The organism is Niallia taxi (assembly GCF_004005475.1).
Lineage (GTDB): Bacteria > Bacillota > Bacilli > Bacillales > Cytobacillaceae > Niallia > Niallia taxi.
The window spans coordinates 168,999-181,903 of record NZ_RZTZ01000007.1 but is presented as its reverse complement, the minus strand read 5'-3'; the positions used below and the strand labels follow the sequence as shown (position 1 = coordinate 181,903).

Below are 12,905 nucleotides of genomic sequence, written 5' to 3'. Positions count from 1 at the left end.
CTTTTGTGTAATTTTATCCTAAATGTGTTAAGGTAATTAAAAAAAGAGGAGGTTTTTTATGAGAAAATATGCTGCTGGACTTTCCATTGTTTTAACATTAATAAGTATCAGTCCCCTTTTTTTTAATGCTATTGATGAATGGCTGGTACAAATATTTAGTGTTTCTTTCCTAGCATCATTAATATTAGGATTGTATGCAAAGAAAAGTATTTGGAGAAAGCTTGCTCTTTGGTTTTTAAGCTTAGTATTTCTAGTCCTTGTACTATTTTTTGTTGTGATGACATTGCTGTGGAATGAGCCATAAAACAGGGAAACAAGGGTATTATTTACTTGGTTTATTACTTAGTAGAAACTGGTCTATTAGTACTTATAAGTCTGTATGACAAAGAGGAGGGATCACTTAGTGAATCTTCCTTCTTTGTCATGAAGACTTTTTCCATTGAAAAAGAAAAGAAGATTTTCGTAACCGCATTATCCGATTAATTTCTTTGAACATACTTCAAGTCGTGTTAACTGATTTTCTTATTGCCAGATAGGAAGAGACTAGATATAATAGTTTTATAATTTGTAGGTACAAATTTAATAAATATACAACAATTAGATAGATTAGTATAAAAAGGAGGACGAAAATGAAATTTCCACATGATTTTTTATTTGGTGCAGCATCTGCTTCTTACCAAGTGGAAGGAGCATGGAATGAAGATGGTAAGGGGGTAACAAACTGGGACGTATTTTCGAAGTTACCAGGAAAGACTTTCGAAGGGACGAATGGTGATGTCGCAATTGACCATTATCATCGCTATAAAGAGGATATTAAATTAATGGCTGAGATGGGTCTTGAATCCTATCGCTTCTCTGTGTCATGGGCACGAATTCTGCCTACAGGTGATGGAGAGGTAAATGCTAAAGGCTTGGAGTTTTATAATAATCTTATCAATGAATGCTTAAAATACGGCATCGTTCCATTTGTGACATTGTATCATTGGGATTTGCCATTAACTTTAGAAGAGGACGGCGGTTGGACAAATAGACGTACAGCAGATGCATTCGTTAAATATGCAGAAGTTTGCTTCCGTGAATTTGGGGACCGTGTTAAACATTGGATCACTTTCAATGAAACGGTCATGTTTACAGGGTTAGGTTATTTAAAAGGGGCGCATCCACCAGGCATTACAAATGATGAGAAGAAATATTTCCAAGCAACACATTATGTGTTTTATGCTCATGCTAAAGCAGTAGAAGTGTATAAGAGCTTAAAGCAATACGGTGAAATCGGAATTACACATGTGTTTTTGCCAGCCTACAGTGTGGACGGCAAGCAAGCAAATATTGTTGCTGCACAGCATGCAAATGAATATGAGACTTTTTGGTATTATGATCCGATTTTAAAAGGAGAATATCCATCTTATGTTGTGAAGCAGCTAGAAGAAAAGGGTTGGACTCCTAGCTGGACAGAGGAAGAACTAGATACATTGAAAAGAAATGCAGAAAGCAATGATTTTATCGGTTTGAATTATTACCAGCCAATCCGTGTTGAAAGAATTGCGGAAGGTTCGCTGGCAATGGAGCATTCAAGAGAATCCTCCACACTTGCTCCTGGTAACCCATCCTTTGACGGATACTATCGAACAGTCAAAATGAATGACAAAACATATACAAAATGGGGCTGGGAAATCTCCCCACAAGGCTTCCTTGACGGCTTGCATATGTTAAAAGACCGCTATGGAGATATTAAAATGTACGTAACTGAAAATGGCCTTGGCGACGAGGATCCAATTATTGATAACGAAATAGTCGATGTTCCTCGAATTAAATATATTGAAGAGCATTTAAAGGTTGTTAAGCGTGCAATAGGAGAAGGCATTAACTTAAAAGGCTATTATGCATGGTCTGTTATTGATTTGTTAAGCTGGCTCAACGGTTATAAGAAGCAGTACGGATTTATTTATGTCGACCACGCTGATAATCTGAACAGAAAGAAAAAGCTTTCGTTTCATTGGTACAAGCATATCATTGAAACGAGAGGGGAAGAGCTTTAATAAAAAACGAAACCTCCTTATATAAATAGGAGGTTTTTGCTTTTGAATCATTTTATTCAAGTCATTTATTGTTTACAATAGAGTCAATACACTAACTGTTTTTTTATGAAGGAGACTTTTATGGCAGTAAAATATAGAGATATAGCGGATTTCTTGGAGAAGGAAATTACAGAAGGGAAATTTGACGAGACGAATAAGCTTCCAACAGAGGAGGAGCTTGCCAAACAATTTGAGGTAAGCAGAAGTACTGTCAGAAAAGCCGTCACACAGCTTGTTAATCGTGGCTATATTTACCAGGTTCAAGGGAGCGGGATGTTCCTGAGAAAAAAATCAGAAACAGATTATATCAACTTAGGGAGCTTGCGTGGCTTAACGAAGGATTTGCCAGCTAAAATAATTGAAACGAAGATTTTAGAACTGCATGTCATGGAGGCAGATGACGAGCTGGCAAGGAGGCTTCAATGTGAACAGGGAGCCAAATTGTACTATACAAAGCGTTTGCGGATTGTCAATGAAGAGCCTTTTTCCATCGAAATCAGCTATTTTAAAAAGGATATCGTTCCATATTTAAATGAGGAAATAGCTGTACAATCCATTTATACCTATTTAATTGAAGACTTAAAGCTAAGCATCGGATTTGCAGACAAGGTTATAAATTGTGCGTTGATGGATGAAGACACAGCCAATTTGCTGCAGTTAAAAAGCGGTGATCCTGGATTGATAATTGAAAACACCGTGTCACTTACAAATGGCATCATTTTTGAACTGTCGAAATCGATCTTTCATTTCCAGAAAGCAAAAATATTGAATAGAGTTAGCTTTAAATAAATACTTCAAAAAAGTACATCACACTTCATGATGTACTTTTTAGTATTTGATTTAATTATACGTGCACGGCTTCTTTGTTTGCTGTGACAGTAAAGCTTCCTTTTGAAAGTTTAACAACAACATCTGATTGCTGGGCAATGTTTTGATCATGTGTTACCACAATCACGCTTTTTCCTTCATTATGTGCAAGGGCCTGAAGAATTCCGACGATTTCCTGGGCAGTCGTTTCATCAAGGTTTCCTGTTGGTTCGTCTGCCACAATGAGCTCCGCATCACAGCATAATGCCCTTGCGATGGACACACGCTGCTGCTGTCCTCCGCTCAATGTAAGGACTTTCTGGCGGGCTTGATCAGCAGAAATACCCACCTTTGCCAGCATTTCTAAAGCATATTCCTTTTTGTTTTTATGGCTGGAACCAGTAATCTCCATAGCTGTTGTTACATTTTGCAGGGCAGTCATATATGGCAATAGGTTATATGCTTGAAAAACAATGGATACATATTTATTGCGGAATTTAGAAAGCCCGATTTTTTTAATATCCTTTCCCTCATAAAGAACGGAGCCGTCCTTTGGGACATCAAGTGCACTCGCCAGGGCAAGGAAGGTCGTCTTTCCAGAGCCTGATGGGCCAATGATGGTATAGAAAATACCTCTGTCAAAACTAACACTTATATTTTTCAGGATATCGACTTTTTTGTTTTCGTGTTTATACCAGTAACTGATGTTTTGTAATTCTAATAAAGAACCCATCTATATTCATCTCCTTATTCTTTTAATCCTGTTTGCTTAAGATTGTTTTAGGCTGCAATCGAAGAACGGACAATGATGGCAATAATGCAGAAATGACGGCAATCAATACGCCGATGAGAGCTAAAATACCTAAGTCTTTTCCTGTTGCGCTAACATCCAGCTCAGCAATTGTTTGGGCATCTGCTGTTGCCGCTGTATTCATGGCCATTCCTTTGCCAAATCCGCCACCTCTAAATGAATCTGGTGTTGAAGTTGTTTCGCTTGAAGCAATTTCTTGACTTAACAACTGATCACTTACCTTACTTGCCACTGCATTTCCACTCACCGTGGCAATTCCAAGAGACAGAACGGCAACAAGCAGTATTTCAACGATAAACTGGCCAGCCAGCTTCCAGCGTTGCTCACCGATTGCTAAAAGAACACCCATTTCATATTTTCGTTCTCTAATAGACATCATCACAATTAGACCTAAAATGACAGCACCAGCAATCGAAACTAGGTAAACAATATTTTTGGAGAAGCTAGCGACATTTTCTATCGGACCAACCATTTGCTGATATAGTTCATCATTTGCATCCAGCTTGAATGTATCAAAATCAATGCCGCTCTCTTTTTTAGCTTGGGCCACGAATGCTTCCATATCTGCCGGGTCATTAATGTAATAAATAGCACTGTCAATTGTTCCTTCATAATCCGCGCCTTTTAGTTCGGATGCTGCTGTATATGGTACAAAAATTTTGTTGTAAGGTATCATTGCAGTAAAGTCCATTGCTTGATCAGAGCCGGTTGAAGTAGTAGTATAAATACCTTTAATTTCTAGCTCAAGTGAAACAGAATCATCCTGCGGGCTTGTGACAGTAATTTTATCACCAACCTGTAAATCATTTTCCTCAGCAAGTGTCTGTTCGATAACGGCTACATTTTTGCCAACATCCTCATCTGTAAGATGCTCTCCCGCGACTATTTCAGCAGTGCTGTCCATAAAGTCTGTATAGGAATCTGTAAAAGTCACACCTTGAAGTGTGACATCACCTTGAGCCATCCCGCCCATTCTGCCGGCACCCTCTTGGGTTGCTGTTTCTTCTTCTGTTGTTGTAGATGTACTGTTTTCAATTGGATCAAAGCTAGAAGCAAGACCAGTTGTAGAGGAATAGAAATTATAGCCTTTAATTTGGTCATATGAAGTCAGTTCCTCTGCTGTTTCCACATCAATTGGAGTAGACGTGAATTTAGCTCGTCCACCACCTTCAGATGCTTCCGATTGCATTTGCTCCCGTAATTTGTCCATGTCAACCTGTAATGTCACATCTGCACCAAGCTGCTTCCTAGCCAAGTCACTGGATTTTTTTGCTGCTGTTTGAATAGATAAGCCTGTCAGTACAAGTACACAAATAACAGAAAATACAAATATCTGCAGCAGACTTTTTCCCTTCCTTGCCTTAACACTTAGAAATGCGCGTTTTAAAAAATTCATATTTTCGCTCCTTTAACTTTTTCTCACAGACCTCAATATATATAGCAATGGTGAAAAAACAGTGAAAAGGAAAAAGACTTATCGAAAAAAATAATGAAGGGAGTAAACTAGTGAGAATAATTGATCATACTAGCTGGAAAAGATCTTTCTATTAATGGTGAACGGGAATAAAAGAGGTACATAGATGATTGAAAATAATAGGGGAATTATATGTAAAAAAAACTGAGTTACATCTCATATAACGAAATGTAACTCAGCGGAAACAATATCATTTTGCTTTTGACCTTTAAAGCAATTTGTTTAAAGTCTTAGGTACATCCTACATAATGAATAGGACTGTTGATTTAAACTTTACAATTTAAATTTCTTAACACTATCACGCAGACTTTCAGCCATTGTAGACATAGTCGAAGCAGAATTTGCGATTTCTTCAAATATGGCAGTTTGCTCTTCAGAGGTAGCGGCAATTTGTTGAATATTGCTTGTTGTTTCAACAGATATTGCACTTAGCTCTTCCATTGATTTAGATACTTGTTGAACACCATTATTCATGTCTTCAATCGCAGTATTAACCTCTGTGATTTGCGTATTAACACCTTCGACTGATTTCTTGATATCAGCAAAAGCACCTCTTGCATGCTCAAACGTTGCAACACCATCTTCTAATTTACTGTATCCAGAGTTCATTGCCTCAACAGCATTTGAAGATTCTACTTTAATAGTTTCAATTTTATTTGTAATATTGTTTGCAGCAGTTCTGGATTCCTCCGCTAATTTACGCACCTCTTCAGCTACTACTGCGAATCCTTTACCATGGTCCCCGGCTCTTGCTGCCTCAATTGAAGCATTAAGCGCTAATAGGTTAGTTTGGTCTGAAATGGCAGTAATTAATGAAATAATTTCGCCGATTTCATTCGTTTGCTTGCTTAATCTATTAACAACCTCAGAAGTATGTTTCATAGATTGGTGAATTTCATCCATTTGCTCAAGCGCAGAATCTATAACCATGGAGCCATTTGTTGCAACCTTGGAAGTTTCATTAGAATTTGTAGACACGTCCTTAACGTTTGAAGCGATAAGCTGCATACCATTAGAAACATCAAATATCCCTTTGTTCATTTTATCGATATTTTGAGTCTGATTCTCCACACCACTTGATACTTCCTGAATAGATTCGGTTACTTGAACAACGGAAACATTTGTTTGCTCAGCACTAGAGCTAAGTTCTTCAGCAGTTGTCGAAACTTCTTGTGCATTATGAGCTATTTTATTAATTAAGGTGTTAAGATCCAATACCATTTGCTGTGTTCCAGCTGCCAGCTGACCAATTTCATCTTCTCTATTAATATTCAGGTCTTTTACTTCTAAGTTACCATCAGCAACTTGGTTTACGTAGTTCTTTATAGCAATGATAGGATTTGTAATTCGTTTGCTAATAAAGTAGGCAATGATTATACCTAAAATAATAAAGATGACAGTTAAAGCTAATGACGTATAAAGTGCCTGTGATTTTAAAGCATTGATAAATGATGCATCCATATCAATACCAGCAATCATATCTGTTCCCTTTATAGGAGCAAAGATAGATTTATGAACCCCAAATTCATCCTTATAAATATCACTATATTGAATTTTTCCTTCTGATAGTGTTTGTTTCATATCCTCAGAAAACGTGTAATCTGACCCTTGCTCATCAGAGTTACTTAATGCGACGATGTACTCGTTATTACCTTTTTTAGCGAGAACATAAGTGTTTTCGACCTTATGTTTTTGCTGGTAATAATTTACTTTATCTAGTAGTTCTTTATATGCACTTGCATTGCCACTATCAGCACTTTCTACAAGAGTAGTATCAATGTTTTCAACCATGTCATTAAGAACTGTTTCTAAACGATTCTCAAACTGGTCAATAACATAATTATTAATAATATTCATCGAAAAAGTATAAAGAGTTGCACTAAATATAACGGAAAAAATAGCAATAGGTATAACAAAATCTAAAATGTTTTTAAATAGTATCGACTTTTTTCTAGAGGGTAACTTCAACTTTCATACCCTCCATTTTCATTATGGATTTCTCAATAGCTGTTATCATATGGTCTAAATGTTCCACTTCTGTATATGGTGAAATCGAGAATAATTTAGAAACATAAATAGGGAGACGCTCATCTGAATCACTTACATCTACTAAGCATTGCTTTTTAGTATCACCGAAAAATACATCTTCACGTTGTTGACCAAGAATTTCAAATAATTCATAGTTTAATTCGTTTGTAAGATTTATTTGTTCAGTAGTTGCTTGACCGCTTTGTTCAAGATCCCATTGTACAGTGTCTTGGTAAATACGGAATGTTGTAATAGGACCAATATTTTTCTCGTTAGTAATTCCCATATTAGGGATTCTTTCTTTTAACATTTTTCTGAAGGCGATATTAACGCGAACATAATTTGCAAGAATCTGTTGGTAGCCTTCAACACCGAACGCTAATAATGCAGCATAAATAGCAATTGAGCTTCCCATTCTTGAGCACTCTAACGTATAACCTGTATGGTAGCTTCCATATCCACGATTCCCAACATAAGGTGTTTCAAACTCTTCAAGGTCAAGAAGACCAAGGCTCTCGCCATTTTTCACTAAGAAAAGACTTGTTAAATATGGTGTTTGACCAAGCTTTTGGAAGTCGAAGCATAGGCTATCCGCGATGGAGATATACTGCATTCTTTCATTAATTTGCATTAAACCTTCCAATACATCCTTTTCAAAGTTAAGAGGATTGTTAGTGAAATCGTAATTGGCAAATAATGAATAGAATCCGCCTAATGCAGAATCTGCATGGATGTGAATTGGTTTTAACTGATGTTTTTTCTCTAATTCAGTAGTAATTTCTTTAATACTTTTCACATCGTCAATACCGAAGCTATCAGTAGTTCCAGTTGTAGCTACAACATAGATTGGAATACCGCCTTTTTGGATAACAGCTTCCATTTTCTCTTGAAGATCTGTTATGTCCATTGCAAAGTCGCTTCCAGCTTTAACGCGAATTAAATGGTTGCTGCCTATTCCAGTTGCTTCAACAGATTTTAATAGACTATAATGGGCATTTTCTGAAGCGAAGCAGTAAAGATTATTTGGTACGCCTTCCTCTTTAGCATTTGGGAATTGCTTAGCAATTGCTAGACGCAGACCGCTGAATACGGCACCCTGTCCACCCCAAGTAGTGTATCCCCAGCTTTTTGTGTAATCATACCCAACAAGCTTAGACATCATTGAAATTACTTTAACCTCTGCTTCTGCTGCTGCAGGGCCATATACATCCCAAAGGTTGTTTCCATTTAAGATTGAAGTCGTTAGCAGTCCAATAATTCCAGGAATACTTGCCATTGGTAAAACATTAGTAACGAAATTTCTAGTATGGTAAGGATGTCCATCAGAAAGAGCAATAAGTTTATTTACTATTTCCTCCATATTAATTCCGGAATTTGGAGTAGCTGCATTTTCAACTATTTCTTTGTACAAATTGTCACTTTTCTCCTGAATAGGACCTAATGTAGATTTGTTAGGATCCTTCTTGCTATCAATTCCACTTAATAATTGCTCGATATAACCTAATAATTCTAGTTGCTGCTGTTTATTTCCGTCTTCACTAGGAAATAACTGCTGTACTTTTTTAAAATCCATAATTTCCTCCAAAATTTTTTTTGCTAATAAGATAAATACTTTAGTATCTAAAAAAGAGGTTCAATAAAAAAGGCCCTATGTAAATAAGGGCTGCAAACAAAAATACATTAAATAATATGTATGTTGCAGCTCAGCCATCATAGCTATCAAAATGCCTTAGACCCGAAGCTTTGCGTCCTCACTTTTCAGTGAGTTTGCCAAAGATATATAAAGAATTTATCCTACTAACCTATGTCCAAATTATCGGTCGAATTTCCTATTTTTTTAGTGAATATCCAAAGTTGTTAAATTCTGAAAGTTCGACACTTTTAAGTATCCTTAAACACTTAAATAGTTCGCTATGTACATACATCTTTTTAAAAAACTCAATTATTGTTTTTATAGTTTTTTATTTATTAGAAACATTTCACCATGTTTTCACTAAACATTATTAAACTGCAAATATCGAAAGGAGAGGAGGGGAAAAACAGTCAACTTTAGGGTTTAGGTTTTCTTTTATAGCACCCGTTATCATCTTTCAGGTATAAGGAATTAGGCAGGAAGAATACAGATTTGTTTGGATAGTTCCATTCCAACTAAACCAACAATAAATTCAAGGAATCCAAGCTTACTTAAATAAAAGGAAAAAATAATACGAACAACAAGGAGCGAATAAAAATGGGTATTTTCAAGCGAATTAAAACAATTACAACTTCAGGTATAAATGGACTATTGGATAAAACCGAAGATCCAATTGTAATGCTAAATGAATATTTACGAGAAATGGAACAAGAGCTAAACAAAGCACAATCTGCCATTTCCAAACAGCTATTTGCTGAAAACAAACAAGCTGCATTAATAGCAGAAACGACAGAATATATTGGTCAAAGAACAAGACAAGCAGCATTGGCTCTCCAGAAGGGAGATGAGGCTGCTGCTAAATTGGCAATCCAGGAAAAAATCAATCTTGAACAACAGCTTAGCCTGTATAAACAGCAGCTTGATGCGATCAAGGAGCAGACGATTGTACTGCAGGACAAGTTTAGTGAGCTGCAGAACACACTTAATGAACTCAAGCAAAAGAAAACTGTGCTGGTGTCTCGTGCAAATGTTGCGAAAAACTCTAAGCAGATACAAAACATTACTGTATCCTTTGGTGCAGATAGTATTTTTCGAGGTGTTACTAGAATGGAGGAGAAAATACTCTTTTTGGAAGCCGAAGTCCAAGTCGGAGGAAATCCACTAAATCCGTTGAACAGTACTGACACCACTGTTAGTGAAGAGGCGATCGCTGATGAGCTGAATAAGCTAAAGGGAGAAAAAGATGCTATATAATTTAGGGAAAGCACCTGGTTTGGTGCTTTTTCTTTTTGCGATGAAGAGAGAAAGTGCTTAATAAACAGACGGAAATCCAAAGAACGGTTCTTTAATAGAACAACAGAAATAAAACAGGGATGATAATAGCGGCAAGCTTTGTCGAGCGAATTAGTGAACGAGTTTGATTATTGCTTTCGTAAATAAAGCCAAGTGTTTCGGATAAAATTAACAGAAATATTGCCTTTACGAGATTTTTGCTTAGATAGCAAATAAATGACAAGTCTATCATAAGGATTGAAAATTTCAGCCTTTTACGCTCTTTTCTTATTTTCAAAAAAAATAGGTGTGTCCATGGGGAGAAGCGGTTTCTGTTAAGTACTTTCACTAATATATTATAAGGTATTAAGAAATCAAGTTTGGCAAGGGAGGCGGCAGTTCGATTGGAGGCAATCGTAATCGAGAAGGACAAGCTGTTATTACCATGATAACGGAAAAAATATAATGGTGTAAAAGCCTGTGATAGGGAGATGTTTACAGATAGAAACTAAAAATATGATGATGTATCTAAATGCCAACCAGCAGGGCATTGAAAGAAAAAAATACCATAACAGGTTGAACCAGTATACGACGTAATCAAAATCTATTATTAGTTTTAAGAAATCTTATTGTGCATACCAATTGCTTGTCTTCACAGGTTATCGCAGGTATCTTCTTCATTTATGTTTTCTTCGATAAAGTGACTGGGCTCATTACCAAAAGCACCTCTTAATACAATCCCCTATAATACCATTAAAACCTCCTCCTCACTTACTTTAAAGGTGTACTCATAAAAAGAGTGCACCTTTCTCTATTTACATATTAATATATTTAAGCAAGTTCATCCTTTTTCATCACTGTTTCTCTTGGTGAAATTAATGCAATCATTGAATGCCATATAATGTTATTACGACGGTTCAGAAATGACTGTTGCTGATCAGCTTGCAATGAACTATGCTTGTACTCTAGAAGTTGACGCTGACTAATGGGCAAATGTAAAAAGGGTGTACTCTAAAAGAGAGCGCACCCTTATTCTATTTATCCGATTAAGTGAAGGCAAAACTCGAGGTCTGCTTGTAAATGGCTTTTCATCAGCTGTTCTGCTTTCTGGCCATCTCTTTCTTTAATAGCTTCATATATTTGCTCATGTTCATCAATAAGATGTGGGCGGTTATAGAAAACAACTGTTTTTCTGAAAAGATAAATAGTGGATTGCATGCGGTCAATAATGTCAATCATGACAGGGTTATTGCTTGATTGCACAATAATTTCATGAAAGCGCTCGTTCGCCTTCATGATTTCTTCTACCTCACCATTTCTTCCGATTTCAACACATGCCAATAATTCCTCGAGTTCTTTTTCTTTTATGTATGAGGCTGCACATTGAGCGGAATATCCTTCCAAAAGAATGCGGACTTGGAACATATTACGTAAGTCTTTCTCTGTCGGTTTTACAACTCGTTTGTTAACGATTAGTCCCTCGTACTCCAACTTCCGAATAGACTCCCTGATTGGTGTTCTGCTCACACCCAGCTCTGCTGCAATTTTTTCCTCGACAATCTTAGTACCACCTTGCAGCTCACCATTTAGTATCTTGTCCCGTAACATTTCATAGGACTGATGCGAAGCAGAACGTGAACGTTCACTTCCATACATAGTTTCACCTCCAGTACAATAGCTATTTATCTGTATCTTACCAAAGAAAAGCTAAAAATAATATATAGAAAAATAGCTGATAATAAAAATGTATACAAAAAATAAAAAAATGTATACAATTTTTATGTAATCGTGTACAATGAGTTTGTAGAAAGTTGAAAACGATTGCATTAGTTTCAATATTTTTAAAAAAACATATGTATACAAATTTGCAAATGCTTACAAGCCTGAGGAGGAATATAGATGGAACAAAAAGTTGGTTTTATTGGATTAGGAATTATGGGGAAGCCAATGTCGCTGAACCTTATAAAGTCAGGACATTCTCTGACTGTATTGGATCTTAATAAAGAGGCTGTTGCACAGCTAACAGCTGCTGGAGCGGAAGCTGCTTCTACTCCAAAGGAGCTTGCAGAAAAAGCAGATATTATTATCACCATGCTACCGGCGTCAAAACATGTAAAGGAAGTTATTGTTGGCGCAAATGGAATTTTGGAAGGTGCTAAGCCAGGTACTGTAATAATAGATATGAGTTCAATCACACCAAATGTGTCGCGTGAACTTGCTGAAACTGCCGCAAAACAGGGCGTAGACATGCTTGATGCACCTGTAAGTGGTGGAGAGCCGAAAGCAATAGATGGAACATTATCGATAATGGTTGGAGGAAAGCCAGAGGTTTTTGAAAGCGCTAAAAAAGTTTTAAGTGGAATGGGCAAGGACATCGTTTTAGTTGGAGACAATGGCTGTGGCGTAACAGCAAAGCTTGCTAATCAAATAATTGTAAACCTTAACATTGCAGCAATGTCAGAGGCGTTAGTTCTTGCAGCAAAAGCAGGTATTGATGTTGAGAAGATGTATGAAGCAATTCGTGGCGGACTTGCAGGCAGTACAGTATTGAATGCTAAGGTACCGACTATTCTGGAAAGAAACTTCACTCCTGGCGGCAGTATCGCTATTAATATGAAGGACATTACAAATGTGATGGACACAGCGCATGAAATTGGCGTGCCATTGCCTTTATCTAGTCAACTGCTGGAAATATTCCATGCATTAAAAACAGACGGAAAAGTGAATGATGACCATTCAAGTATTGTTCGATATTACGAGAAGCTTGCTAATACTGAAGTAAAGAAGGCGGAAAAATAATGG

General features: G+C 36.7%; 11 protein-coding genes and 1 riboswitch. Of the genes, 6 read left to right on the top strand and 5 right to left on the bottom strand.

Annotation, left to right across the window (positions count from 1 at the left end):
* Positions 1 to 58: 58 nt before the first annotated feature.
* The 4 genes from EM808_RS17855 to EM808_RS17845 all read left to right on the top strand — a co-directional run bounded on the left by EM808_RS17855 (position 59) and on the right by EM808_RS17845 (position 2,867).
* Positions 59 to 304 carry a hypothetical protein gene (locus EM808_RS17855; RefSeq protein ID WP_127739552.1) on the top strand — a complete coding sequence of 82 codons (246 nt, stop codon included), beginning with the start codon at positions 59 to 61 and terminating at the stop codon, positions 302 to 304.
* 26 nt (positions 305 to 330) lie between these two features.
* On the top strand, positions 331 to 483 hold the full coding sequence (locus EM808_RS28645) for a hypothetical protein (RefSeq protein ID WP_164849703.1): 153 nt from the start codon (positions 331 to 333) through the stop codon (positions 481 to 483).
* A gap of 146 nt (positions 484 to 629) precedes the next feature.
* Positions 630 to 2,039, top strand: coding sequence for a glycoside hydrolase family 1 protein (locus EM808_RS17850; RefSeq protein WP_127739551.1), 1,410 nt, complete (start codon positions 630 to 632; stop codon positions 2,037 to 2,039).
* A 120-nt stretch (positions 2,040 to 2,159) separates the two neighbouring features.
* Positions 2,160 to 2,867, top strand: a complete 708-nt coding sequence (locus EM808_RS17845; protein ID WP_127739550.1) for a GntR family transcriptional regulator — start codon at positions 2,160 to 2,162, stop codon at positions 2,865 to 2,867.
* Between the two features lie 55 nt (positions 2,868 to 2,922).
* Here the strand turns inward: EM808_RS17845 and EM808_RS17840 are convergent, their stop codons facing one another.
* From EM808_RS17840 to EM808_RS17825, 4 genes are all read right to left on the bottom strand, one after another.
* Positions 2,923 to 3,618, bottom strand: a complete 696-nt coding sequence (locus tag EM808_RS17840; protein ID WP_127739549.1) for an ABC transporter ATP-binding protein — start codon at positions 3,616 to 3,618, stop codon at positions 2,923 to 2,925.
* A 22-nt stretch (positions 3,619 to 3,640) separates the two neighbouring features.
* Positions 3,641 to 5,092, bottom strand: coding sequence for an ABC transporter permease (locus tag EM808_RS17835; RefSeq protein WP_127739548.1), 1,452 nt, complete (start codon positions 5,090 to 5,092; stop codon positions 3,641 to 3,643).
* 351 nt (positions 5,093 to 5,443) lie between these two features.
* Positions 5,444 to 7,138 (bottom strand): methyl-accepting chemotaxis protein, encoded by a 1,695-nt coding sequence (locus EM808_RS17830; RefSeq protein WP_127739547.1) that lies wholly within the window; start codon positions 7,136 to 7,138, stop codon positions 5,444 to 5,446.
* Complete coding sequence (locus EM808_RS17825; RefSeq protein ID WP_127739546.1) at positions 7,122 to 8,771, bottom strand: pyridoxal phosphate-dependent decarboxylase family protein; 1,650 nt, start codon at positions 8,769 to 8,771, stop codon at positions 7,122 to 7,124. Before EM808_RS17825 ends, EM808_RS17830 begins: the two co-directional genes overlap by 17 nt.
* A 121-nt stretch (positions 8,772 to 8,892) precedes the next feature.
* A riboswitch (cyclic di-GMP riboswitch) is annotated at positions 8,893 to 8,980 on the bottom strand.
* A 448-nt stretch (positions 8,981 to 9,428) separates the two neighbouring features.
* On the opposite strand from EM808_RS17825, the gene EM808_RS17820 reads away from it, so the two are divergent.
* Entirely contained in the window at positions 9,429 to 10,085 is a 657-nt protein-coding gene (locus EM808_RS17820; protein WP_127739545.1) for a PspA/IM30 family protein, read from the top strand.
* 1,056 nt (positions 10,086 to 11,141) lie between these two features.
* Here the strand turns inward: EM808_RS17820 and EM808_RS17815 are convergent.
* Entirely contained in the window at positions 11,142 to 11,759 is a 618-nt protein-coding gene (locus tag EM808_RS17815; protein WP_127739544.1) for a GntR family transcriptional regulator, read from the bottom strand.
* A 243-nt stretch (positions 11,760 to 12,002) separates the two neighbouring features.
* Between EM808_RS17815 and garR the strand changes: the two genes are divergently transcribed.
* Positions 12,003 to 12,902: a 2-hydroxy-3-oxopropionate reductase gene (gene garR / locus EM808_RS17810; RefSeq protein ID WP_127739543.1), complete on the top strand. Its 900-nt coding sequence runs from the start codon at positions 12,003 to 12,005 to the stop codon at positions 12,900 to 12,902.
* Positions 12,903 to 12,905: the final 3 nt, after the last annotated feature.

Excerpts from the sequence above, each read along its gene's own strand:
- EM808_RS17855 (WP_127739552.1), top strand. The coding sequence starts at position 59 with ATGAGAAAATATGCTGCTGGACTTTCCATTGTTTTAACATTAATAAGT.
- EM808_RS17850 (WP_127739551.1), top strand. The coding sequence starts at position 630 with ATGAAATTTCCACATGATTTTTTATTTGGTGCAGCATCTGCTTCTTAC.
- EM808_RS17845 (WP_127739550.1), top strand. The coding sequence starts at position 2,160 with ATGGCAGTAAAATATAGAGATATAGCGGATTTCTTGGAGAAGGAAATT.
- EM808_RS17840 (WP_127739549.1), bottom strand. The coding sequence starts at position 3,618 with ATGGGTTCTTTATTAGAATTACAAAACATCAGTTACTGGTATAAACAC.
- EM808_RS17835 (WP_127739548.1), bottom strand. The coding sequence starts at position 5,092 with ATGAATTTTTTAAAACGCGCATTTCTAAGTGTTAAGGCAAGGAAGGGA.
- EM808_RS17825 (WP_127739546.1), bottom strand. The coding sequence starts at position 8,771 with ATGGATTTTAAAAAAGTACAGCAGTTATTTCCTAGTGAAGACGGAAAT.
- EM808_RS17820 (WP_127739545.1), top strand. The coding sequence starts at position 9,429 with ATGGGTATTTTCAAGCGAATTAAAACAATTACAACTTCAGGTATAAAT.
- EM808_RS17815 (WP_127739544.1), bottom strand. The coding sequence starts at position 11,759 with ATGTATGGAAGTGAACGTTCACGTTCTGCTTCGCATCAGTCCTATGAA.
- garR (WP_127739543.1), top strand. The coding sequence starts at position 12,003 with ATGGAACAAAAAGTTGGTTTTATTGGATTAGGAATTATGGGGAAGCCA.